The sequence below is a fragment of the Velazquezella soli genome (genome assembly GCF_977018685.1).
In genome coordinates, this window is record NZ_CDRNXF010000004.1 from 2,432,450 (window position 1) to 2,456,699 (window position 24,250).

A 24,250-nucleotide genomic window follows, 5' to 3' on the forward strand; every position below is an offset into this window, starting at 1 on the left:
CTGGTATTTGGGAGAATGGGGCGGTCAGAATGGCCGCCCCTCAGATCGTGATCGACAGCCGTATTCGCTGTCAGCGACGCGTGTTGAGCGTAATCACGTTGTGCATCGTATCGTCTGCCGTCGACAGAAACTTCTTGATGCTGCGGGCGGCCTGGCGAATGCGATGCTCGTTTTCGACCAGTGCGAGGCGAACGTAGTCGTCGCCCATCTCACCGAAACCGACACCGGGTGCGACGGCAACGTGCGCCTTCTCGACGAGAAGCTTGGAGAATTCCAGACTCCCGAGATGGCGGAACTTTTCCGGAATTTTCGCCCAGGCAAACATGGTCGCCGGTGGTGGCGGTACGTCGAAACCGGCCTTGCCGAAGCTCTCGACCATCACGTCACGGCGACGCTTGTAGACGCTGCGCACTTCCGCGATATCGGCACCGTCACCGTTCAGCGCGTGGGCTGCAGCCACCTGGATCGGCGTGAACGCGCCATAATCAAGGTAGGATTTGACGCGCGTCAGCGCTGCGATCAGCCGCTCGTTGCCGACAGCAAAGCCCATGCGCCAGCCGGGCATGGAGAAGGTTTTCGACATCGAGGTGAACTCGACGGCCACATCCATCGCACCCGGCACTTCGAGAACCGAAGGTGGCGGGTTGTTGTCGTCGAAGTAGATCTCCGAATAGGCAAGATCGGAGAGCACGATGATCTCGTGCTTCTTCGCAAACGCGATCACTTCCCTATAGAAATCCAGCGACGCGATATGCGCGGTCGGGTTGGATGGGTAATTGATGATGAGTGCCAGCGGCTTCGGGATCGAATGCTTCACCGCGCGTTCCAGCGGCGGAAAGAAGCTATCGTCCGGCTCGACAGACATGGAGCGGATCACGCCGCCCGCCATCAGGAAGCCGAAGGCGTGGATAGGGTATGTCGGATTGGGGCAGAGGATGACGTCACCGGGCGCGGTGATCGCCTGCGCCATGTTGGCGAAGCCTTCCTTGGAGCCGAGCGTTGCCACGACCTGCGTATCAGGGTTCAGCTTCACACCAAACCGGCGTGCATAGTAAGCAGCCTGCGCGCGGCGAAGGCCCGGAATGCCCTTGGAGGAGGAGTAGCGGTGCGTGCGCGGATCCTGGACCACTTCGCAGAGCTTGTCGACGATCGCCTGCGGAGTAGGTAGATCGGGATTGCCCATGCCGAGATCGATAATGTCCGCGCCACCCGCTCGCGCGCTTGCTTTCAAACGGTTCACCTGTTCGAAAACGTAGGGCGGCAGACGCCGGACTTTATGAAACTCTTCCATGTTGTTCCTCAAGGATGAAATCGAAGCAGAGCTCGTCCCGCTGCTCGAGCCTCACTTTATGCCATTTTTGCTTTGCGGCCAAATGTCCTCAAACGCAATAGCAATATCCGGCCGGATCGGCTCGTCGCCCTATTGGCCGGAAATACCGGCCTGGGCATCCTTGCCATGATCGGTGGCGAGCTTGCGGTACTCGACCACACGACGCTGATACTCCGCTTCGGAGATGGTGCCGGACTTGCGGGCTCGGGCAAGCGATGCCATGCGCGGCTCGGTCTTCTGATAGTCGGCGTCTTCGATCTGCTCGTTGGCAGCGCGAAGCGTATAGTCGAATGTGGGATATGTGCCGGTGTCGCGCTTGACGATCGGACCCGGAGGCGGTGCCGTCCTGGTCTGCGTGATGACGGCCGGTGGCGGCGTATTGGGAATACCGTCATCCAGCGCAAAGCTGTTGCTGTTGCAGCCGGACACAAGAGGCATGGCGCCGATACCGATGAAAAGCGGTAACCAGCCGATGCGACGCCTCAGTTTTTCCATGTCCGTACCCATTTTCTGTCGCCGGGGCCATCTACCCGGCAGCCTAGCCGCTGGCACTTGTATTCGGTTTCAGCCACAATGTACAAATGAAATCAGACGACAGCTGACGAGGAGGGCTCGCGTGGCGCAAAACTCCGGGGATAAGGGGACAGGCGGTCCGGAATTTCCGGGCTTCGACCCCAAGGCGGTCGAGGCCTACATCGTCAAGGACCCGCACGAGATGGCGATGAATTTCGCGCGTGCAATGGAAAACCTCGGCAAGGCCGCATCGGAATGGCTCGCGCCAAGGGAGCGCGGCGATATTCCAGACCCCGCGCTCGATCCGCTCAGTGATCTCATCAAGACGCTTTCGCAGGTCACCGAGTACTGGATTTCAGAGCCGCAGCGGACGCTGCAAGCGCAAACCCTGCTGTTCTCAAGCTATATGGGGATCTGGACCCGATCGCTCTCGCAGTTCGGAGGCGCGCCTCAAGAGAGCGAGCCAGCGCCGCTGCCGAGAGACAAGCGATTCGCCGACGAGGACTGGGTGAAGAATCCGTTCTTTGCGTTCATGCGGCAAGTCTTCACGGTTACCGCTACCTGGGCCGAGACGCTAGTTGCTGAGGCGCAGGGGCTGGACGAGCACACGCGGCACAAGGCGGCATTCTACGTGAAGCAGGTGACCGCTGCGTTGTCGCCTGCAAATTTTGCGATCACCAATCCCGAAGTCTATCGCGCGACGGTCGCCTCGCATGGCGCCAATCTCGTCACCGGTATGAAAATGCTGGCCGAGGACATCATGGCCGGCGGCGGCGAGCTGAGACTTCGCCAGACGGATGCCTCGAAGTTTGCGCTCGGCCTCAATATCGCGCTCACACCCGGCAAGGTCGTCGCCCGCAACGATCTCTGCGAGGTTCTGCAATACGAGCCGACCACGGAGACGGTCTTCAAGCGGCCGCTGGTCATCGTGCCGCCCTGGATCAACAAGTTCTACATTCTCGACCTGACGCCGCAAAAGAGCTTCATCAAGTGGTGCGTCGACCGCGGGCACACCGTGTTCGTGATCTCCTGGGTCAATCCGGACGGGCGCCATGCGGCCAAGGGATGGGAAGCCTACATGCACGAGGGCATCGATTTTGCGCTCGACACGATCGAGACGTCGACCGGCGAACGCGAGGTCGATGCGATCGGCTACTGCGTCGGCGGAACGTTGCTGACCGCCACCCTCGCCTACCACGCCAAGACAAACGTGAACAGGATCGCATCGGCGACGTTCCTCGCCACCCAGGTCGATTTCACCCATGCGGGCGACCTCAAGGTCTTCGTCGACGAGGCGCAGGTTTCGACGATCGAGACCTATATGAACGCGACCGGCTATTTCGACGGGTCGAAGATGGCGGCGGCATTCAACATGCTGCGGGCGTCCGAGCTGATCTGGCCTTACGTGGTCAACAACTACCTCAAGGGACAGGAGCCGCTTCCGTTCGACCTGCTGTATTGGAATTCGGACTCGACCCGGATGACACCTGCCAACCACGCCTACTACCTGCGCAATTGCTACCTCGATAACAAGCTCTCCAACGGCCTGATGGAACTTGCCGGGGAGCGTCTGTCGCTGAAGGACATCGTCATTCCCGTTTATAATCTTGCCACAAGCGAAGACCACATCGCGCCTGCGAAATCCGTGTTCCTCGGCTCGTCGCTGTTTGGCGGTTCGGTCGATTTCGTGCTGGCTGGATCCGGCCATATCGCCGGCGTCGTCAATCCGCCGGAAAGACGGAAGTACCGATACTGGACCGATGGCCAATTGAAGGACACGCTGGAGGACTGGGTTGCCGGCTCGCAGGAGCATGAGGGGTCGTGGTGGACGCATTGGCAGGACTGGATCGGACCGAAAGCGGGTGACCAGGTGCCGGCCCGAAAGCCCGGCGGGTCAGCGCTCACCGCGTTGGCCGACGCACCGGGAACCTACGTTCTCGTCCGCGACTGACACTTCCCAGCATTCCAGAAGAACCTCATGCGCTTTGATCCGCCGCTCGTCTCCGCAACGCTTGTCCAGCGCTACAAGCGCTTCCTGTTCGACGCGGTGCTGGAGGATGGCACGCCTTTCACCGGGTCGTGCCCGAATACCGGTTCCATGCGGGGATTGACGGAGCCCAGGTCGAGGATCTGGGTATCGGAGCATGACAGTCCGACCCGCAAATACCGTCACATGTTCGAAATGGTAGAGGCCGGCGGCGAGATGGTCGGTATCAATACCGGACTGCCCAACAGGCTGACCGAAGAAGCGATCCGTGCCGGCTTGATCCCCAGCCTTTCCGGCTACGGCACGATCCTGCGCGAGCAGAGATACGGGCGTAACTCTCGCATCGACTTTCTCCTGAGAGAGGACGATCTGCCGGATGCCTATGTGGAAGTGAAGAACGTCCATTTCAGCCGTTCAGCGGGGCTCGCCGAATTTCCCGATACCGTGACGAAGCGCGGCGCCAAGCATCTCGAGGAGCTCGGCGATATGGCGGAGGCAGGTCACCGGGCGGTGATGATCTACCTCATTCAGCGTCACGACTGCACGCGGTTTTCGATCTGCAGCGATCTCGACCCGATGTATGCGATCGCTTTCGATCGTGCCAAGGCGCGCGGCGTCGAGGCCTATGCGCTCCGCTGTCGCGTCACGCCGGAGGAAATCATAGCGTCGGGAATGGTTATGATGGACGAACCCCGCCCCTCTGTTTTATGAACTGTAGGAGTTGCGAGAGAAATATCATGGTCAATTACATCGAGGCGGTTTCCGCCCCCTCAAAAAACACGGGTGCTATCCGTCTCTACGATACGGCGCAGGATTTTGACGGCATGCGCAAGGCCTGCCAGCTGACGGCGCGCTGCCTCGACGAACTTGCGGCGATCGTTCAGCCAGGTATCACCACGAATGCGATCGACCGTTTCGTGTTCGAGTTCGGCATGGACAATGGCGCCCTTCCCGCAACACTTGGCTATCGCGGCTACAAATACTCGGTCTGCACCTCGATCAACCATGTCGTCTGCCACGGCATGCCTGAAGACAAGCCGCTGCGCGAGGGCGATATCGTCAATATCGACGTGACCTATATCCTCGATGGCTGGCACGGCGATTCCAGCCGCATGTATCCGGTCGGACAGATCAAACGCGCTGCCGAACGGTTGATGGACGTGACCTACGAATGCCTTCTGCGGGGCATCGCAGCCGTGAAGCCCGGCGCCCGCACCGGCGCGATCGGCGAAGCGATCCAGTCCTATGCGGAGGCCGAGCGCTGCTCGGTCGTGCGCGATTTCTGCGGCCACGGCGTCGGTCGTCTGTTCCACGACTCTCCGAACATCCTGCACTACGGCCGCGCCGACGAAGGTCCGGAAATCCGGGAAGGCATGATCTTCACCATCGAGCCGATGATCAATCTCGGCAAGCCGCATGTGAAGGTCCTGTCCGACGGCTGGACTGCGGTCACCCGTGACCGGTCGCTGTCTGCTCAGTACGAGCATGCGGTCGGTGTTACCGCGACGGGATGCGAGGTGTTCACCCTGTCGCCCGGCGGTCTCGACCGGCCCGGCCTGCCTCCATTGCAGGCCTGACCATGACCAACCCGCCCGTCTCCTCGCATGACCCTATGGAAGCAGAAGAGGACGACGGGGCGGCCCTGTCTATCGATGAACGCGGGTTCTTTGCAGAGACGCAGGCCAAGAGATCAGCAGCCAAGATCCCGCAACTTGGATCCCCCGCCGTCACTCAGGAGCACTACCACGGCCACCGCGAGCGGCTGCGGGAGAAGTACCGGGACCACGGCGACGCCTCGCTTGCAGACTACGAGATCCTCGAACTCCTGCTTTTCCGCTCCATCCCGAGGCGCGATACCAAGCCGCTCGCGAAAGCGTTGATTGCTCGCTTCGGAAACCTTGCCAGCGTGCTTGGCGCGCCGCTCGGACTGCTGCAGGAGGTCAAGGGTATCGGCGAGGCCGTCGCGCTCGACCTCAAGCTTGTCGCGACGACGGGGCAGCGGATGCTGCGAAGCGAGTTGCGGGGCAAGCAGGTGCTTTCGTCCTGGTCTTCGGTGATTGATTACTGCCATGCGGCGATGGCATACGAAGCGCGCGAACAGTTCCGGGTGCTCTTTCTCGACAAGCGCAACGCATTGATCGCAGACGAAATCCAGGGGCATGGAACGGTCGACCACACGCCGGTCTATCCGCGCGAAGTGGTGCGGCGAGCCCTGGAGCTTTCGGCGACTGCGCTCATCCTCGTCCACAACCACCCGAGCGGCGACCCTACCCCGTCACGCGCCGATATCGACATGACGCGGACGATCGTCGAGACGGCAAAGCCACTCGGCATCACCGTCCACGACCACATCATCATCGGCAAGGACGGTCATGCCAGCCTCAAGGGGTTGAAGCTGATCTGACCTTCAGCGACTGACGATCACGCGACCTGTACGACATGGCCGTCGGAGACTTCGCGATACTCGCGAACCGGTGGCCGGTAATCCATGCCGCGCACCGGGCTTTTCAGTTCATCGTTGGAAATGCCGCGTCTGATGCCACGCCGGGCCGGATCCGGCACCGGCACGGCGGCCATGAGCTTCTTCGTATAGGGATGCTGCGGATTGTCGAACACGGCCGCGCGCGGACCGATCTCGACGATCTCGCCGAGATACATGACCGCCACCCGGTGGCTGACGCGTTCCACCACCGCCATGTCGTGGGAGATAAACAGGAAGGACAAGTTGAGACTCTGCTGCAGGTCGAGCAGGAGGTTGCAGACTTGCGCCTTGATCGACACGTCCAGCGCCGACACGCTTTCATCGGCAACGATCACCTTCGGATCGAGCGCAAGCGCCCGCGCAATCGCGATGCGCTGGCGCTGGCCGCCCGAAAATTCGTGCGGGTAGCGTTTTGCCATGTCGGCGGAAAGACCGACCTTTTCTAGGAGATCGGCAGTCTTTTCCCGAGCCTGTTTCACCGTGCCGAGCCGGTGCTTGATGAACGGTTCGGATATCGCCGAACCCACCGTCATGCGCGGATTGAGCGATGAGAACGGATCCTGGAAGATCATCTGGACGGACTTGCGCATGTTGCGCAGGCTGACCTGATCGAGCCGAAGGACGTCGTAGCCATCGAGCGAGATATCGCCGCCGGTCGGATCGACGAGGCGCATGATCGAGCGGCCCGTGGTCGACTTGCCGCAACCGGACTCACCGACCAGAGCCAGCGTTTCGCCCTGGAACAGATCGAAGGACACATTTTCCACCGCATGCACCGCGCCGGTCTGGCGCGACAGGAGGCCGGAGCGGATCGGGAAACGGGTCACCAGGTTCTTGACGCTAAGGACCGGTGTGCGGCCCTTTTCCACGGTGCCGGCCACTTCGATCGGCTCGACGGCCAACCCGGTTTTCATGTCGACCACGGGGAAGCGGGTGGGCCAGGCGTGGTTCTGCATCGAACCCAGCTTCGGCACCGCCGAGAGCAGTGCCCGCGTATACGGATGCTTGCCGCGATGGAAAATCTCCTCGGTCGGGCCGGTCTCGACCTCGTCGCCGCGGAACATGACGATGGTACGGTCGGCAATCTCGGCGACGACGCCCATGTCATGGGTAATGAAAAGGACCGACATGCCCTCTTCTTCCTGAAGCACCTTGATCAGGTCGAGGATCTGTCCCTGGATGGTGACGTCGAGCGCCGTGGTCGGTTCGTCCGCGATCAGAAGCTTGGGCTTCGAAGCAAGCGCCATGGCAATCATCACGCGCTGACGCATGCCGCCGGAGAACTGGTGCGGATATTCGTCGAAACGGGATTGCGCGTTCGGGATGCGCACCTTTTCGAGCAGCCTGACGGTTTCGGCGCGCGCCTCCTGCTTGGACATCCCCTTGTGACGGGTGAGAACCTCGGAAATCTGCCGGCCGATGGTGAAGATCGGATTGAGCGAGGTCATCGGCTCCTGGAAGATCATCGATGCTTCGTTGCCGCGCACCCCGCGCATGTCCTTCTCAGAGATGGACAGGAGATCGCGTCCGTTCAGCATAACCTCGCCTTCGATGCGGCTCGTGTTGGACGCGAGCAGGCGCATGATCGACAGGGACGTCACGGATTTCCCGGATCCGGATTCGCCGACGATGGCAACCGTTTCCCCGGGCATCACATCGAAGGAGACGTTGCGGACGACGCTTTTCCATTCGCCATCGACGAGGAAAGAGGTGGTGAGGTTCTTCACGGAAAGGACGGGAACAGTCGGCGTGGAGGTCTGGCTCATCGGGTGACCCTTACTTGAGCGTCAAAGGGGTGGCGTAGGAGGCTGACGGACGTTTTTCGGCCAGCCGTTGCGCTTCGAGCGCGGCGATCTTTTCGTCGATAATGCTGCGGTCGGTCATGCCGTGCGGGTTTTCCCGGGTCGGCATGGTCTCAGCGACATGCAGGAAGCGCTCCTGCGCCACGGCATAGAGGCGGCGCAGTTCGAAAAGCGGCTCGGGATGATCATCGGCGTTGATCCGCAGCCAGGGATAATCCTGGTCGCGGTAGATGACGAGCGCTGCCGACTGGCGGCCGCGCTTGTCGCCGCCTGCCGCCTCGCCTGCGTCCATCGCATCGAGCAGACGTTCGGCAAGCGGTGCGCCGCGTGCAGCCGCTTCGTTGTAGACACGCATGGTCTCGGCGATCACCTGCGGTCCCGCCAGCATGTTGCCCGCAACCGAGACGTTGCGATCCACGAGATGACCGGCCCAATCGACGCAGTTTTCACCGGTGAAAGCGGCGTTGCGGCCATGGGCGTCGATCAGGTGCATCTGCCGCTGGCGGTGGCCTTCGTCGCGCGCGGTCAGGCTTGCAATGACCTCATCCGGTGACCTGCCCTCCTCGAGAAGCTTTAGGCCATCGGTTCCATAAAGCGGGCTGACGAAGGCCTGGGTGGCGATAGCGCCCACCCTGCCCCTGATATGCGGCACGGCGCATCCAACCGCGAAGAAACGGCTGGCGACGGCTATGCCCAGATGTCCCGTGTCTTGATCACGCGCGACGATTGACCAGGTCATGGTTCACCGTCCAATCGCGTAGGCTTGCATCAGGCGCGGTGTTGCGGCCGCCCTCAGCAGACCGTCAGCATCTCGACGCGCAGCCGTCAGGCGGCCGACCGTCCATGGATCGGCGACGGTGACCTTGTGGCCGCGACGGCGGAGGTTTTCGAGTGCGGCTTCACCGATATTGCTCTCGACCATGATCTCGCCCGGAGAGCTCGTGCGCGGATAGAACGAACCGGGGAAATGCGAGGTGTGGAACAGCGGCATGTCGATCGAGGCCTGCAGGTTCTTGCCGTGATGGGCGTAGCGCAGGAAGAACGGCAGCTGCCACTGGTCCTGCTGATCTCCGCCGGGCGTGCCGAACACCATGGAGGGTTTGCCCTGATGAAGAGCAAGCGACGGTGTCAGCGTCGTGCGGGGGCGTTTTCCAGGCGCAAGCGAGGTCGGCAGGCCTTCCTTCAGCCAGAACATCTGGGCACGCGAATTGAGTGCAAAACCGAGACCCGGAACGATCGGCGACGACTGCAGCCAACCGCCCGACGGTGTGGTCGAGACCATGTTGCCCCAGCGATCGATGACGTCGATATGCACCGTGTCGCCGCGCTTTTCGGTGAGGTGCGACATGGTCGGCTCGTAAACCGTGCCGGTGCCGCTCATCTCCGCCAGCATCGCCATCGTCGCATCGACCTGGCGCTCATAGCCCGGAACCGTGCCGGGGCGCAGTTCCATCGAAGCGGTGCTGCCGATCAGCTTCCGCCGCTCGCTGTTGTAACCTTCCGACAGCAAATATTCGGTGGGGATCTGGCTGAATTCCGGATCGCCGTAATAGACCTCGCGGTCGGCGAATGCGAGCTTCATTGCCTCGACGACCGTGTGGACGAAATCGGGACCGGCCGGGTCCATCGCCTCGAGATCGAAGCCCTTGAGGAGTGCCAGCGACTGCAGCAGCACCGGTCCCTGCCCCCAGGCCGGCGTCTTGGCGATCGTCCAGTCCTGGTAATCGAGCGTTTGCGGCGCTTCGATGGTGGCGCTCCAGTTGGCCATGTCGTCGGCGGTGAGCACGCCCTTGTGCTTGGAACCGCTCGCGTCCATCACCTCGGCAGTCTTCAGATAGGTGTCGATCGCTTCGGCCACGAAGCCGCGATAGAACGCGTCACGGGCCGCCTGGACCTGTTCCTCGCGGCCGGACTTCGCTTCCGATTCGGAGATGATCCGCTTGTAGGTTTCGGCGAGAACGGGGTTCCTGAAATTGGAGAGTGCTTCCGGCGCAACGCCACCCGGCAGCCATGTCTCATAGGATGTCGGCCATTCCTTTCGGAAGAATTCAGCCAGGCCCTTGATCGTGTTCGACACGCGCGGAAGCACCGGATGGCCATGCTCGGCGTAGTAGATCGCCGGCTCCAGAACCTCGCGAACGGTCATCGTTCCATAGTCGCGCAGCATCAGCATCCAGCCGTCGAATGCGCCGGGAATGACGGTCGAGAGAAGGCCGTCGCCGGGAATGAGCTTCAGACCTTCCGACGTATAGTGCTCGATGGTGGCACCGGTCGGCGCCGGCCCTTGAGCGCAGATGACTTCGACTTTATCGGTCTTCTTCGAGTAGAAGACGGCCGGCATGTCGCCGCCCGGGCCGCACAGATGCGGTTCGACAATCTGCAGCACGAAGCCCGTGGCAACCGCCGCGTCGAAGGCATTGCCGCCCTTTTCGAGGATCGCCATGCCGACGGCGGAGGCAATCCAATGGGTGGAGGTGACGACACCGAAGGTGCCGAGGATTTCGGGGCGCGTGGTGAATTCGGTCATTCTCGGTATTCCTTGTATAAATCTATTGTCCGCCGGGCGTTACGCCTCGCGCGGATCCAGTGCATCGCGCAGGCCGTCGCCAAGAAGGTTGAAGCCGATGACGACGAGGAAGATTGCAATCCCTGGCCACATGGCCATCCACGGTGCCTGGCTCAGAAAGTTCTTGGCCGTGTTCAGCATCGAACCCCAGCTCGGGGCCGGTGCCTGCTGACCGAGGCCGAGGAAGGACAGGCTGGCTTCGGCGATGATGGCGGTCGCCACCGTCAAGGTGGCCTGAACGATGATCGGGGCAAACACGTTCGGCAGGATGTAGCGGGTCATGATGTCGACGTGGTTGAGACCGATCGACCGTGCCCCTTCGACGTAGTCCTCCGTTTTCACCGCAAGCACCTGGCCGCGGGTCAGCCGCACGAAGACCGGCATGGCAGACAGGCCGATGGCGATCATCGCATTGGTGAGGCTCGGGCCGAGGAAGGCGGCAAGCGCGATTGCGGTGATCAGGAACGGCATGGCGAGCAGCGCTTCTGTCACACGCTGGATGACCTGATCGACCCAGCCGCCGAAATAACCCGACAGCAGTCCGAACGGCACGCCGATGGCAACCGCGATGGCAACGGAGACGACCCCTGCCATCAGCGAGGCACGGGCGCCCCAGATCATCCGCGACAGGATATCGCGGCCGAGATCGTCGGTGCCGAGCCAATGGGCGGCAGACGGTGCCTTGCGCAGTGCCGACCAGCTGGTCGCGATCGGGTCGGCAATCGGCAGGATCGGCGCGGCAATGGCAAGGATCGCGAAAAAGGCGATGATCACCATGCCGACCATCGATCCGCGGTTGGCGCGCATCTTGCGCCATGCCCTGCTTTTCTGGCGCGGCTTTGCGATCGGTGCAGTCTGTTCGATAGCGGTCATAGCGTTGCCCTCAGACGGGGGTTGAGGAGAACGTAGAGAATATCGGCAATGAGGTTCATGACGATAAAGCCGATGGCCGTGCACATGACGATGCCCTGAACGACGGCATAGTCGCGGGTAAAGACGGCATCGACGGTCAGCTTGCCAAAGCCCGGGATGGTGAAGATCTGCTCCGTGAGGACGGCACCGCCGAGCAGCTCGCCGAACAGCAGCGCCGACAGGGTGATGATCGGCAGCAGCGCGTTGCGGAACGTATGGCTGAGGATGACTTCGCGCGGCGACAGACCCTTGGCACGGGCGGTGCGGATATAGTCGGAGCTCAAGACGCCGAGCATGGCCGAGCGGGTATGGCGCATCAGCTGCGCTGCGAGCGCCGTCGACAGGACGAAGGCCGGCATGATCATGGTTTTGAGCGAGCGTACGGGATCGACGAAAATCGATTCGTAGCCGGATGCCGGCAGCCAGCCAAGATTGACCGACACCAGCAGGATCAGCATGATTCCCAGCCAGAAATTCGGGATCGAGAGGCCAGACAGCGCGACGACATTGGCGACGTAATCGAGCGTGCGGTTCTTGTAGACCGCCGCCAGAATGCCGGCCGGGATACCGATCAGCATGGCCAGGATCATGGCCATCACCGCGAGCTGGATCGTGACGGGCAGTTTCTGGCCGATCAGTTCCAGCACCGGCTGATTGGTGCGCAGAGACACGCCGAAGTCGCCGACCAGAATGCCGCCAACCCAGGAGAGATACTGGGTAATGATGGGATCGTTGAGGTGATACTTTTCGCGCAGGAATTCGATCGTCGCTGGATCCCGCTCTTCACCGGCCATGGCGAGGATGGGGTCGCCCGGCAGCAGTTTCTGCAGCGAGAAGACGAAGATCGAGATGATCAGCAGGGTCGGGATCGCGACCAGCAGGCGCTTTCCGATATAGACAGGCATGGCATCGCCCTCGTGATTTCAGGTGACCGCGCGGAATCTCTTCCGCGCGGCATTCGATGTCGGATTACTTCTTGGAGACGCCGAGGAAGCGCATCATGCCGTCGGGCGACGGTACGAAACCTTCGACTTTGTTGGAGATGGCATAGGCGTAGGGCTGGTGGCCGAGGTAGATGATCGGCATGTCGTCGTTGAGGATGACGCCTGCGGCATCATACTTTTCCTTGCGCACCGTTTCGTCCGGTGAGGTACGGGCTTCGTTCAGGAGCTTGTCGACTTCCGGATTGCAGTACTTCACGTCGTTGATGCCGCCCTTGCAGGTGACGAACTGGTGGAGGTTGCCATCGGGATCAATACGGCCGGACCAGTCGGAGCGGCTGAGCTGGTAGTTGCCGGCCGTCTGTTCCGACAGAAGCGTCGCGAATTCGGTTGCCTTCAGCGTGACGTTGAAGCCCGCTTCCGCCACCATCGACTGGATGACCTGCATCATCTGGGTCTGGGTCGTGCTGTTGGCATGCTGCAGCTCGATGTCGAGCGTCTCGTGGCCCGCTTCCTTCATCAGCTGCTTGGCCTTTTCGATATCGCGCGCCGGCACCGGCAGGTCCTTGTTGAACCAGGGGCTTGACGACGGGAACGGCTGATTGCCGGCAAGCGACGTGCCTTCAAAGACGATCTGGCCGATTGCTTCGCGGTCGATCGCCAGCGAGAAGGCCTGGCGCACGCGCTTGTCCTTGCCGAGCGGGTTGTCCGCACGGGGACCGTTGGCGAGGTTGACATACATCGCCATGTAGCCCGGGCCGATGACGTCGGCATAGGTGAGGTTCGGGTCGCTCTTGACCGATTCGGCATCGGACGCCGAGATGCGCTCGGCGATATCGAGGTCACCCGACCGCAGGTTGGCAAGCTTTACGGTCGTGTCCGGGATTGGCAGATAGGTGATCTTGTCGACGAGGATCCGGTCCTTGTCCCAGTAGTCGGCGAACTTCTCGAGCACGATACGGTCCTGCTGGATGCGCTCGACAAACTTGAACGGACCGGCGCAGACCGGCTTCGAGCCGAAATTGGCACCGAGTTCCTTGGCGGCCTTCGGCGCAACGATCATGCCGGCACGGTCGGAAAGCTGGGCAAGAAGCGTCACGTCCGGAGACTTCAGCGTGAACTTGACTTCAAGCGGGCCGCTGGCCTCAACCTTTGCAACCGAGGAAAGCTCGCTCTTGCGGCGCGACTCCGGCAGCGTCATGTTGCGCTCGATCGTTGCGACGACGGCTGCGGCATCCAGCGTTTCGCCGTCGTGGAACTTGACGCCGTCGCGGATCTTCATGGTGAGTACCGTGCCGCCTTCAGACCAGTTCCATTCGGTCGCAAGCTGCGGAATGATCTTCATATCCTGCGAGATGTCGACCAGCTTATCGCACATCGCGGTATAGACGATGCGGCCGACGAAGGTGCGCGACTGCGCCGGATCGAGAACGTCGGCATCGTCATTGAGACCGATGCGCAATTCGCTCGCCATGGCAGGCAGAGACATGATCGCGCTGGCGAGCAGTGCGGCAGTGAGCGTGGAAAATTTCTTCATCATTGTTCCTCTGGTCCATTCAGGTTTGTCGGTCATTGTTCTTGTTGGCCGGCCTTTGTGGCCGGCAGTCTGGGATGGCTAGGACGCAACGCTGAGCGTGTCGTCGTCACGGATACCGATCTGCACGCCTTCCGGCGAATGGTCATCGAGGGCCTCGAGCGAGGTGGCCCGGATCAGCCGCTCGTGGTGCATCAGAAGATGCTCGCGCATCGCCTCGCCTGCCCGGCCCGGATCGCGGGCGGCGATGGCGTCGACGATTGCGATATGCTGCTGGTACGACGTGCGGCCATTGGTTCCGGTCTTGCGCGCACGCTCGCGAATGGATTGCCACGCGGCATCCTGACGGATGCGGTTGACCACGTCGAAGATCGACAGGAAGAGTTTGTTGCCGGCACTTTGCGCGATCTGGCGGTGCAGCGATCCATCCCAGAGTTCCTTGGAATCCGCATCCGAACTCTGGCCGGTCTTGTCTGCCAGGTAGCGCATGCGCTCGATTTCGGCAGGCTTTGCACGCATCGCTGCAAGCTGTGCGAGCTGTGGCTCCAGGCGAAGGCGAACCTCCATGATTTCCATGATGTCGGTACCGGCAACCAGCGCGTCGACGTGGTCGCTCCAGCCGTCAGGCTTTTCGCCGACAAAGGTTCCGGCACCCTGGCGGCGCCAGATCAGCCCCTCCGACTCGAGCACCTCAAGCGCCCGTCGAACAGCACGGCGCCCTACATTGAGCGTTTCAGCAAGCGCCCGCTCCGTCGGCAGCCGCCCTTCCGCTCCGAATTTTTCCGAGTGGATCAGATCGCGGAGCTTCTCCAACGCGTAGTAGGAATTGTCTTGGGGTTCGGTCTGCATTGAACGTACCATTGTCCGGACCAATTCATGATTGGTTCGAATGAAAGACATTTCCCGGCGACGGTCAAGACGTTTTTTGTGCATCCTATTTTTCTGCACAAAACATACGCAACCCGAGACAGCCGTTCTACGCTTGCGGCCTTTCCTGCAATCAAACATTCAGAATAGATTGGTAGGAGACGACGCAGGTAGGCTATTGCAGCGTAACAGCGGGATTCGAGAAGCGGAGCAGTCCATGAACCAGTACGACCTCATTGTTGTCGGAAGCGGCCCTGCCGGTCGCCGCGCAGCCATTCAAGCCGCCAAGCTCGACCGGAAAGTGCTCGTCATCGAGCAGGGACGACGGGTAGGCGGCGTTTCCGTGCATACCGGCACCATCCCCTCGAAGACACTGCGCGAAACCGCGCTGAACCTCTCCGGGTGGCGCGAGCGCGGGTTCTACGGCCGATCCTACCGGGTCAAGGAAGAGATCAGTGCCGAAGACCTTCGCCGCCGGTTGCTGATCACGCTCGACCATGAAGTCGAGGTGCTCGAACACCAGTTCGCCCGCAACCGCGTCCAGCACCTTCGTGGCAAGGCGAGCTTTCTGTCGACCGATACGATGGAAGTGCTGAAGGACGACGGAGAGGCGGTTCAGGTCAAAGCCAAAAGCATCCTGCTTGCTGTCGGCACGCGCCCGTTCCGCCCAGACTACATGCCCTTCGACGGCAAGACGGTCATCGACAGCGACGAACTGCTCGAAATCGAAAAACTGCCGCGCTCGATGGTCGTCATCGGTGCCGGCGTTATCGGTATCGAATATGCGACGATCTTTTCCGCTCTCGACACCGCCGTTACGGTGATCGACCCGAAGGCGACGATGCTCGACTTCATCGACAAGGAGATCATCGAGGATTTCACCTACCAGCTGCGCGACCGCAACATGAAGCTGTTGCTCGGCCAGAAGGTCGAGAAGGTGGAGCACCTTGCCGACGGCAAGGTCTCGGTCACGATCGATACCGGCCGTAAGATCATCACCGACATGGTGCTGTTTGCCGCCGGCCGCATGGGCGCGACCGACAGCCTCAACCTGGCAGCAGCCGGCCTCGACGCCGATAACCGCGGCCGTCTGAAGGTCAATCCGGAAACCTTCGAGACCTCCGTCCCCGGCATCTATGCCGCGGGCGATGTCATCGGCTTTCCGAGCCTTGCCTCGACATCGATGGAACAGGGTCGAATCGCCGCTCGCGTCGCCGTCGGCGCAATTGCCAAGGAGCCACCGAAGTATTTTCCCTACGGGATCTACGCCGTGCCGGAGATTTCGACCTGCGGCCTGACGGAAGAGGAAATGAAGGAGCGCGGCATTCCCTACGAATGCGGTATCGCCCGTTTCCGCGAGACTTCGCGCGGCCACATCATGGGCCTCGACCACGGCATGTTGAAGCTGATCTTCTCATTGAAGACGCGCCGCCTTCTCGGCGTGCACATCATCGGCGAAAACGCCACCGAACTCGTGCATATCGGCCAGGCGGTTCTCAACCTGAAGGGTACCGTCGAATATTTCGTCGAGAACACCTTCAACTACCCGACGCTTGCCGAAGCCTACAAGATCGCCGGCCTTGATGCCTGGAACCGGATGGGCGAGCTGCCGAAGGGCGATGCACAACACGAGACGGTCCAGCTGACGGACACCAACACGTCGACTACTGTCGAGACGTCTGTTACGGCGGAAAAGAAGAAAACCTCTTCCAGGTAAGAATGACTGTAAGAGACAAGCAAAAAGCCGCCCCGAAAGGAGCGGCTTTTTTTGTGGGTTCGACATGACACCAGATACAAAAACGGCCCCTCTCGGGGCCATTTGTCTGAAATGGTGTCGCTGTTAACGCGAGTAGAATTCGACGACCAGCGACGGTTCCATGATGACCGCGTAGGGTACATCGGCCAGGCTCGGGATGCGAGCGAAGGTGGCAACCATCTTGTTGTGATCGACTTCGATGTAGTCAGGAACGTCGCGTTCTGCGAGCGAAACGGCTTCCAGAACGGTGACCATCTGCTTCGACTTCTGGCGAACTTCGACAACGTCGCCAGCCTTGCAGCGGTACGAACCGATGTTGACCTTGACGCCATTGACCGTGACGTGGCCGTGGTTGACGAACTGACGAGCAGCGAAAACCGTCGGGACGAACTTTGCGCGGTAGACGATGGCGTCCAGACGCGATTCCAGCAGGCCGATCAAGTTTTCGCCGGTGTCGCCCTTGCGGCGGTTGGCTTCTTCATAGATCGCGCGGAACTGCTTCTCGCGGATGTCGCCGTAGTAGCCCTTCAGCTTCTGCTTGGCGCGCAGCTGCACACCGAAGTCGGAAAGCTTGCCCTTGCGGCGCTGACCGTGCTGGCCAGGACCGTATTCGCGGCGGTTAACCGGCGACTTCGGGCGGCCCCAGATGTTTTCGCCCATACGGCGATCGATTTTGTACTTAGACGATTCGCGCTTGCTCATCGTATTTCCTTTCAGAAAGTTACACCGGTTCGTTGCCGAACCGGATGAAGGAAACACGCCCTCCTCTGAACCTCGATTTAGAGGTTCTGACAGGCTTCTCACGAAAAGCGTTCGGAGAGTGCCACGGGACATGTCGTTGAAACACCCGGTGTTGCCACCGGGCGTTGGCGGGTCTTTAGGCGGCTGTCATCAAAATGTCAACAGCAGCCGGGTCGCTGCGGGCTTATTCCGCAGCAATCTTGAGATCGCCCTCATCAGGCGCTTCGGCACTGCCGGGCGCCGTTTCCGCCTGCAGCTCCGGAAACGCGACGATGCGCTTGCCGGTGAAGTCGGAATGGACCACAACCAGCCCCTGCTCTTCAAAGTAGCCCAGCAAACGGCGTGCGCGGCGCGCGGAGTGCGTGCCGTAGGCGCGGGCAATCCGTGCATCGGACGGGCATGGTTCGCCGCCGAGCGCCGCCTTTGCCATCATCAGAAACACGCCCTGAAGCTCATCCGAAACACTGTTCGACATGGACAGCACCGTCGTCCAGGCTTCGCTCGAGGCCATCGCAGCATCGACCCCGGAACGGGCAATCGCCGTGCGGCGACGGAAGTCGCTGAGCGACAGCGGCGGGCCCGGCAGACGACGCATGCGGGCGCGAACGAGGAAGTCCTGATAGAGAACCGCGTCCGTCCGATAGGCCGATTGCGGATCGTCGAGGATCTCGGCCATGACCGCCATCAGCCGATCCTCACGCTCCTCGACCGTAAGCACGGGCACCGGCGTCCGCGGCTCGGCGGCAGCCGGCTGAAGGGAAGCAGGCGTCGAGCGCGAGAGTTCCGCCAGAATATCGGTGGTCGGCCGTGGCGCCGGCACCTGGCGGCGGTTCGCCGTCAAAGGCCGGGTGAATTCTTCTGGATCCGGCGTGAAGATGAGACCTTCGACATCCAGATGCGCGTCCGGCAGCGGCATCAGCTTTGGGCTGGACGAACGGGCCGATGTCTCGACATTGCCGATGATGATCGGCAGAGGCCGACGCGACAGAGCCGGACCGAGCGCGACGAAGTTGCCGCGCTTCAGATCGCGGAACATTTCCGCCTGACGCCGATCCATGCCGAGCAGGTCAGCGGCGCGGGCCATGTCGATATCAAGAAACGTGCGACCCATGAGGAAGTTGGAGGCCTCGGCTGCGACGTTCTTGGCAAGCTTTGCCAGGCGCTGCGTGGCAATGACGCCGGCCAGCCCGCGCTTACGGCCACGGCACATCAGGTTGGTCATCGCCCCGAGCGACATCTTGCGGGCATCTTCGGAGACGTCGCCCCCGACGGATGGCGCAAACATCTGGGCTTCGTCGACCACGACCAGAACCGGATACCAGTAGTCGCGATCGGCATCGAACAGGCCGTTCAAAAAGGCGGCGGCGGCACGCATCTGCTCTTCGAGATCAAGCCCCTCGAGCGTGAGGACGCAGGACACGCGGTTCTTGCGGATACGGTTGGCAATGCCCGCGAGTTCGGCTTCGGTGCGCTCGCCATCGACGACGACATGACCGTATTTGTCGGCCAGCGTGACGAAATCACCTTCCGGATCGATCACGACCTGCTGGACCCACGGCGCTGACTGTTCCAGCAGCCGCCGCAGAAGATGCGATTTCCCGGAGCCGGAATTGCCCTGGACGAGGAGACGCGTTGCCAGAAGCTCCTCGATATCGAGCTTGGCCGGATCACCCCCGGTCAGAGTTCCCATATCGATGCCGACCTGCAATGCCTTACCTCGTATGCCGTCTACACGCGGTCAAAGACCGCCCAAACATTCTCACTAACAGAGAAAGGGATTCGTTTCGCCGTGCAAGAGAGGAAATGCACAGGCTTTGCGGTCAAGCCGCCGCGCGCTTGAAACCCAGCGACAGAAGCCCTGCCCCGATCATCAGCGATCCGCCGGTCCGGTTGACGATTTTTTGCACCCTTGGCCTGCGGATCTGGTTGCGGGCCAAGGAGGCGAGAAGCCCGTAAAGCGTGGCATTGATCGTCGCCAGAACCAGGAACGTCACCTCGAAAACAGCCATCTGGAAGAACAGCGGTTTCGACAGGTCGAGAAACTGCGGCAGGAAGGCAACGAAGAACACGATGCCTTTCGGGTTGAGCGCGGTAACCACGTAGGTGTGCAGCAGGATGCGCAGCGGTCTGGCTTGCGGCAACTCCGCCTCCCCGGCTGCGACCTCTGGATCCATGACGGGTGCGCGCCACAGCTTGATGCCGAGATAGATCAGATAGGCAGCGCCAACCCATTTGAGGATCGTGAACAGCATCGCCGATGTGGCGAGCAAGGCGCCCAGCCCCAGCATCGAGGCGGTCATTGCCGTGAAGTCGCCAAGTGCCACGCCGACGACGGTCGCATTCGCAACCTTTCGCCCGTGCGTCATCGCATAGGAGATGACGAGCAGGATCGTCGGTCCGGGAATGGCCAGAAGAATGGCGGATGCGGCGACGAAGGCCAGCCAGTTTTCAATCGACATCGTGTCTGCTCCTGATCCGGTAGGCCGAGCAAGCCATCGAATTCAGCCGATGACAAGAGGGCTAGACCCGCAAACCAAACCCTTGCATCAGACGCTGCGTGGCAAAATCCGGATTGCCCGACGTGAACACCGCGAAGTCGAACTCGCCGGGGTGTTGCACACCATCCAGAAGCGGCACCTTGCGCCGGGCCTGTCGGGCGATCGCCTCGGCCGGATCGAGCCAGTCGACCGGCCAGGGCGCCAGGCGGCGGAACAGGTTCGCCATGAAGGGATAATGCGTACAGGCGAGAACGACGATATCGGTCTTGCGGCCGTCCTTCTCGACGAAGCAGGGCATGATTTCGGCTAGGACAGCGTCGTCCGACAGGTTCTCGCCGCGGATATAGGCTTCCGCCATGCGGGCCAGATTTTCCGATCCGACAAGCCTCACATGACACTGCGTGGCAAAGGACTGGATCAGATCACGCGTATAAGCGCGCTTGACGGTGCCGGGAGTTGCGAGGACGGACACGAGGCCGGAGCGGGTTCGCTCGGCTGCAGGCTTGATCGCCGGCACGGTGCCGACGAAGGTCATCTCGGGGAAGCGCTCACGAAGGGCTGCGCCCGCCAGCGTGAACGCTGTATTGCAGGCGATGATGGAGATTTCCGGCTGGTAGTCGTTCAGCAGGCGCTCGAACTGGGACAGGATCCGCGCCGTCAGCGCCTCCTCCTCCCATCCGCCGTAAGGGAAACCGGCGTCGTCGGCGACATAGATGAAGCCGCGCTCCGGCATCAGCACGCGGGCCTCACGCAGCACGGTCAGTCCACCGATGCCCGAATCGAACATCAGCACTGGCTTCAGGTCATTCGTCGCCGCCATTGCCTTCGATCTCCCCGGTCACGTCGGCCTTCTTCTGCCTCGGCGTCGTTTTTCGTGGCCACTGACGAGGAAAGGCATCCAGCGACTTGATCACGCCGCGAAACACGCTGACTTCCTGTTCCGAAAAGCTCCGCCGCGACAGGACCGCACGCAGATTGTCGATCATCTTCGGCTTCTTCTCAGGCGGATGGAAGTAGCCTCGGGCATCGAGCGCTTCCTCAATCTGCTCGAACATGCCGAACACTTGGTCCTTCGTCGAGGGCCGCTGCTCGATCGGCTGGAAGCGGGTTTCCTCGATATCGTCCATGCCGGATTTCATCCAGTCATAGGACATCAGCAAAACCGCCTGGGCGATATTGAGCGAGGCGAAGGCCGGATTGACCGGGAAGGTGACGATCTCGTCGGCGAGCGCCACCTCTTCGTTGCTTAAACCCCAGCGTTCGCGGCCAAACAGAATGCCGGTCTTTTCACCCGCCTTGAATTTCTCACGCAATGTGGACGCCGCATAGACCGGTGACCGAACGGGCTTGAAGCCGTAGCGTTCGCGCGCCGTCGTGGCATAGACGAAGTTCAGGTCGCGGGTCGCGTCTTCCAGCGTCTCGAAAACGACGGCTCCATCGATGACGTGGTCGGCCTTCGACGCGGCAGACCTCGCCTTCTCGTTCGGCCAACCATCACGAGGACTGACGAGGCGCAGTTCCGCCAAGCCGAAATTGGCCATGGCGCGCGCCACCATGCCGATGTTTTCGCCCAGTTGCGGTTCCACCAGAATGATGGCCGGGCCCTCGGCAATGAGCTCGCGCTCGCTATTCGTACCTGACATCGCTTAATCCCAACAATTTCAGGCTGGGCAGATAGCCGCCGGATGGATGAAGAGCAAGGCTTTCAGAAGGTTTGCTTCCCTCTACTCGCCCTTGGCGATCGATTGCATCTCTTCGACGAGCGAATCGCTTTCATTCTCGACAACGCGGTGGATGTCCTTGATGACCGGCTTGCCGTCTTCCTCGATGACGTCGAAATGCACTTCCGAAACGCTGTCCTTCATTTCCGCATCATCGATGCAGGCCCACTGCTTGAACGTGACCTTCACATCCGACACGCCATTTGCCGCCGGTGCCGGCACGATGGTGACGTCCTTCAGCGGGCAGCCGTCCTGCGAACTCGTGACGACGTCGTAGCCAAACGGATCGCCGGGGGCATTGTTTTCGGTTTCGTAAGCGGGGTGCTTGGACGCTTCCGAGTAGGCAGTCTGGAACGACTTGCTAAAATTCTGCTGGATCGGCTCGGGATCGAACAGCGACTTCCAGTCACTATCAACCGTATTCCAGTTGTCTTCGGTGATCTTCATCACCGCCTTTACCGGATCGGTCACATCCGCCGCCAGAACGCCGGTGGAAATCAGGGTGAAGAGAGAAAGAAGCGGGAGTATCCGCATATCATAGATCCAGTGCTGCGATGAGTTTTGGCGGACATTACGCCGCGCCCGATGTTTGGCAATGCTCAATCTTGAGGACCAATTTCAGGCAGTATGATGATGGCGAGCGCATGTTCCAATTTTCTAACCGAATCGCGCCATATCAGACCGCACCATCTTTGCGTTCTCTTCCCCGCGATGCTATAGCGCCCCCGTTGATCATTTTTGAGGCCTAAACGGCCCATTACGGCAAGAGGAAGTCCATGCAGAAGATCAAGGTAGCGAACCCGGTCGTCGATCTCGACGGCGACGAGATGACCCGTATCATATGGCAGCTCATCAAGGACAAGCTGATCCTTCCCTATCTCGATCTCGACATCGAATATTACGACCTTTCCGTCGAGAACCGTGATGCGACGAACGACCAGGTCACCGTCGATGCGGCTCACGCAATCAAGAAGCACGGCGTCGGCATCAAGTGCGCGACGATCACGCCGGACGAAGACCGCGTGAAGGAATTCAATCTCAAGCAGATGTGGAAGAGCCCGAACGGCACGATCCGCAACATCCTCGCCGGCGTTATCTTCCGCGAGCCGATCATCTGCCAGAACGTGCCGCGCCTCGTTCCCGGCTGGACCAAGCCGATCGTTGTCGGACGCCATGCTTTCGGCGACCAGTACAAGGCGACCGATTTCAAGTTCCCCGGCAAGGGCAAGCTGACGATCAAGTTCGTCGGTGAAGACGGCCAGGTTATCGAAAAGGACGTGTTCGACGCCCCAGGCGCCGGCGTTGCCATGGCGATGTACAACCTCGACGAATCGATCCGCGAATTCGCGCGCGCTTCGATGATGTACGGCCTGATGCGCAAGTGGCCGGTCTACCTGTCGACCAAGAACACCATCCTCAAGGCCTATGACGGTCGCTTCAAGGATATCTTCGAAGAAGTCTACCAGACCGAATTCAAGGCGAAGTTCGCCGAAATCGGCATCACCTACGAACACCGCCTGATCGACGACATGGTCGCATCGGCTCTGAAGTGGTCCGGCGGTTACGTCTGGGCGTGCAAGAACTACGACGGTGACGTCCAGTCCGACACGGTTGCACAGGGCTTCGGCTCGCTCGGCCTGATGACCTCGGTTCTCTTGTCGCCGGATGGCCGCACGGTCGAAGCCGAAGCTGCGCATGGCACGGTAACGCGCCACTACCGCCAGCACCAGAAGGGCCAGGAAACCTCGACGAACTCGATCGCCTCGATCTTCGCCTGGACCCGTGGCCTCGCGCACCGTGCGAAGCTGGATGACAACGCCGAACTGGCAACCTTTGCCACCACGCTCGAAACCGTCTGCGTCGACACGGTCGAACAGGGCTACATGACCAAGGATCTGGCGCTTCTGATCGGCCCGGAACAGCCTTGGCTGTCCACGACTGCCTTCCTCGACAAGATCGATGAAAACCTGAAGACGGCCATGGCTGCCTAAGCCTCATCTCTTCAGTAGAATTCGGCAAACGGCGGGGTATACTCCCCGCCGTTTCTGTTTTTTGCTCGAGGAGATGCCCGTGACGACAATCCGCCCGCTTGAGCCTGCCGACCGTGCCGCATGGGAACCCCTGTTCAGAGCCTATCTCGAGTTCTACGAGTCGGAACTGCCGAAAGAACAGTACGACATCACGTGGTCCCGCTTTCACCATGATGACGAGCCCCTGCAGGCACTTGGCGCTTTCGACGAGAACGGGCAGATGGTCGGCATCGTGCATGTCGTCTTCCACCGCTCGACCTGGTTACCTGACATGACCTGCTATCTGCAGGACCTCTACGTCGACAGCAGCCAGCGTGGACGCGGCGTGGGGGAAGCCCTGATCGAGAAAGTGGCACTGCTCGCGCGCGACCAGAATGCCGGTCGGCTCTACTGGCTGACGCAGGAAGACAACACAGCCGCGAGGCGTCTCTATGACCGTGTCGCTGTGGCGCCAGGGTTTATCCAGTATCGCAAGCCGCTTTGAGAGACGCTTCCAGCAAGGCGGCTTAAACCGGACTTTGAGCAGTATTCCTGCCGGGTTTCACAGCGATACCTCGCGTTCCGCCGATG

At 61.0% G+C, this 24,250-nt stretch carries 22 protein-coding genes; 7 read left to right on the top strand and 15 right to left on the bottom strand.

Features of this window, described 5'->3' with window-relative positions:
* Window positions 1–70: 70 nt before the first annotated feature.
* Both AC0JZ8_RS15355 and AC0JZ8_RS15360 read right to left on the bottom strand, forming a co-directional pair.
* On the bottom strand, window positions 71–1,291 hold the full coding sequence (locus AC0JZ8_RS15355) for an LL-diaminopimelate aminotransferase (protein ID WP_062457440.1): 1,221 nt from the start codon (window positions 1,289–1,291) through the stop codon (window positions 71–73).
* Between the two features lie 129 nt (window positions 1,292–1,420).
* Window positions 1,421–1,825, bottom strand: coding sequence for a hypothetical protein (locus AC0JZ8_RS15360; RefSeq protein ID WP_092662150.1), 405 nt, complete (start codon window positions 1,823–1,825; stop codon window positions 1,421–1,423).
* 121 nt (window positions 1,826–1,946) lie between these two features.
* Between AC0JZ8_RS15360 and AC0JZ8_RS15365 the strand changes: the two genes are divergently transcribed.
* From AC0JZ8_RS15365 to radC, 4 genes are read left to right on the top strand one after another with little or no spacing between them, the layout of a single operon-like run.
* A complete protein-coding gene (locus tag AC0JZ8_RS15365; protein WP_471892901.1) occupies window positions 1,947–3,794 on the top strand; it encodes a PHA/PHB synthase family protein in 1,848 nt (615 codons plus the stop codon).
* 27 nt (window positions 3,795–3,821) lie between these two features.
* Complete coding sequence (sfsA, locus tag AC0JZ8_RS15370) at window positions 3,822–4,541, top strand: DNA/RNA nuclease SfsA (protein ID WP_471892902.1); 720 nt, start codon at window positions 3,822–3,824, stop codon at window positions 4,539–4,541.
* A gap of 26 nt (window positions 4,542–4,567) precedes the next feature.
* Window positions 4,568–5,407, top strand: a complete 840-nt coding sequence (gene map / locus AC0JZ8_RS15375; protein ID WP_062457453.1) for a type I methionyl aminopeptidase — start codon at window positions 4,568–4,570, stop codon at window positions 5,405–5,407.
* A 2-nt stretch (window positions 5,408–5,409) separates the two neighbouring features.
* The gene (gene radC / locus AC0JZ8_RS15380; RefSeq protein WP_471892903.1) at window positions 5,410–6,234 is read left to right on the top strand and encodes a RadC family protein; all 825 of its coding nucleotides are present in this window, start codon (window positions 5,410–5,412) and stop codon (window positions 6,232–6,234) included.
* A 17-nt stretch (window positions 6,235–6,251) separates the two neighbouring features.
* Here the strand turns inward: radC and AC0JZ8_RS15385 are convergent, their stop codons facing one another.
* The 7 genes from AC0JZ8_RS15385 to AC0JZ8_RS15415 form a co-directional block, all read right to left on the bottom strand.
* Complete coding sequence (locus AC0JZ8_RS15385) at window positions 6,252–8,078, bottom strand: ABC transporter ATP-binding protein (protein ID WP_471892904.1); 1,827 nt, start codon at window positions 8,076–8,078, stop codon at window positions 6,252–6,254.
* A 10-nt stretch (window positions 8,079–8,088) separates the two neighbouring features.
* Entirely contained in the window at window positions 8,089–8,853 is a 765-nt protein-coding gene (locus tag AC0JZ8_RS15390; RefSeq protein WP_430256465.1) for a DUF1028 domain-containing protein, read from the bottom strand.
* 3 nt (window positions 8,854–8,856) lie between these two features.
* Window positions 8,857–10,641: a gamma-glutamyltransferase family protein gene (locus tag AC0JZ8_RS15395; protein ID WP_471892905.1), complete on the bottom strand. Its 1,785-nt coding sequence runs from the start codon at window positions 10,639–10,641 to the stop codon at window positions 8,857–8,859.
* Window positions 10,642–10,680: 39 nt separating this feature from the next.
* Window positions 10,681–11,553 carry an ABC transporter permease gene (locus AC0JZ8_RS15400; protein WP_162728346.1) on the bottom strand — a complete coding sequence of 291 codons (873 nt, stop codon included), beginning with the start codon at window positions 11,551–11,553 and terminating at the stop codon, window positions 10,681–10,683.
* Complete coding sequence (locus AC0JZ8_RS15405) at window positions 11,550–12,497, bottom strand: ABC transporter permease (RefSeq protein WP_092662136.1); 948 nt, start codon at window positions 12,495–12,497, stop codon at window positions 11,550–11,552. The genes AC0JZ8_RS15400 and AC0JZ8_RS15405 overlap by 4 nt, the downstream gene beginning before the upstream one ends.
* A gap of 64 nt (window positions 12,498–12,561) precedes the next feature.
* Window positions 12,562–14,070, bottom strand: a complete 1,509-nt coding sequence (locus AC0JZ8_RS15410; RefSeq protein WP_471892906.1) for an ABC transporter substrate-binding protein — start codon at window positions 14,068–14,070, stop codon at window positions 12,562–12,564.
* Between the two features lie 78 nt (window positions 14,071–14,148).
* Complete coding sequence (locus AC0JZ8_RS15415) at window positions 14,149–14,916, bottom strand: FadR/GntR family transcriptional regulator (RefSeq protein WP_471892907.1); 768 nt, start codon at window positions 14,914–14,916, stop codon at window positions 14,149–14,151.
* Between the two features lie 235 nt (window positions 14,917–15,151).
* Between AC0JZ8_RS15415 and sthA the strand changes: the two genes are divergently transcribed.
* Entirely contained in the window at window positions 15,152–16,651 is a 1,500-nt protein-coding gene (gene sthA / locus AC0JZ8_RS15420) for a Si-specific NAD(P)(+) transhydrogenase (RefSeq protein WP_062580367.1), read from the top strand.
* Between the two features lie 123 nt (window positions 16,652–16,774).
* Here the strand turns inward: sthA and rpsD are convergent, their stop codons facing one another.
* From rpsD to AC0JZ8_RS15450, 6 genes are all read right to left on the bottom strand, one after another.
* Window positions 16,775–17,392: a 30S ribosomal protein S4 gene (gene rpsD, locus AC0JZ8_RS15425; RefSeq protein ID WP_062457482.1), complete on the bottom strand. Its 618-nt coding sequence runs from the start codon at window positions 17,390–17,392 to the stop codon at window positions 16,775–16,777.
* A gap of 223 nt (window positions 17,393–17,615) precedes the next feature.
* Window positions 17,616–19,139: a helicase HerA domain-containing protein gene (locus tag AC0JZ8_RS15430; protein WP_471892908.1), complete on the bottom strand. Its 1,524-nt coding sequence runs from the start codon at window positions 19,137–19,139 to the stop codon at window positions 17,616–17,618.
* Window positions 19,140–19,251: 112 nt separating this feature from the next.
* A complete protein-coding gene (locus AC0JZ8_RS15435) occupies window positions 19,252–19,890 on the bottom strand; it encodes a LysE family translocator (RefSeq protein ID WP_430243681.1) in 639 nt (212 codons plus the stop codon).
* Window positions 19,891–19,951: 61 nt separating this feature from the next.
* Window positions 19,952–20,749, bottom strand: coding sequence for a glutamate racemase (murI, locus tag AC0JZ8_RS15440; RefSeq protein WP_325260826.1), 798 nt, complete (start codon window positions 20,747–20,749; stop codon window positions 19,952–19,954).
* The gene (locus AC0JZ8_RS15445) at window positions 20,733–21,572 is read right to left on the bottom strand and encodes an RNA methyltransferase (RefSeq protein ID WP_325260828.1); all 840 of its coding nucleotides are present in this window, start codon (window positions 21,570–21,572) and stop codon (window positions 20,733–20,735) included. The genes murI and AC0JZ8_RS15445 overlap by 17 nt, the downstream gene beginning before the upstream one ends.
* Before the next feature lie 81 nt (window positions 21,573–21,653).
* Window positions 21,654–22,184: a hypothetical protein gene (locus AC0JZ8_RS15450; protein ID WP_062457497.1), complete on the bottom strand. Its 531-nt coding sequence runs from the start codon at window positions 22,182–22,184 to the stop codon at window positions 21,654–21,656.
* Window positions 22,185–22,426: 242 nt separating this feature from the next.
* On the opposite strand from AC0JZ8_RS15450, the gene AC0JZ8_RS15455 reads away from it, so the two are divergent.
* Window positions 22,427–23,641: an NADP-dependent isocitrate dehydrogenase gene (locus AC0JZ8_RS15455; RefSeq protein ID WP_471892909.1), complete on the top strand. Its 1,215-nt coding sequence runs from the start codon at window positions 22,427–22,429 to the stop codon at window positions 23,639–23,641.
* 73 nt (window positions 23,642–23,714) lie between these two features.
* Complete coding sequence (locus AC0JZ8_RS15460; RefSeq protein WP_062457504.1) at window positions 23,715–24,164, top strand: GNAT family N-acetyltransferase; 450 nt, start codon at window positions 23,715–23,717, stop codon at window positions 24,162–24,164.
* Window positions 24,165–24,250 lie beyond the last annotated feature (86 nt).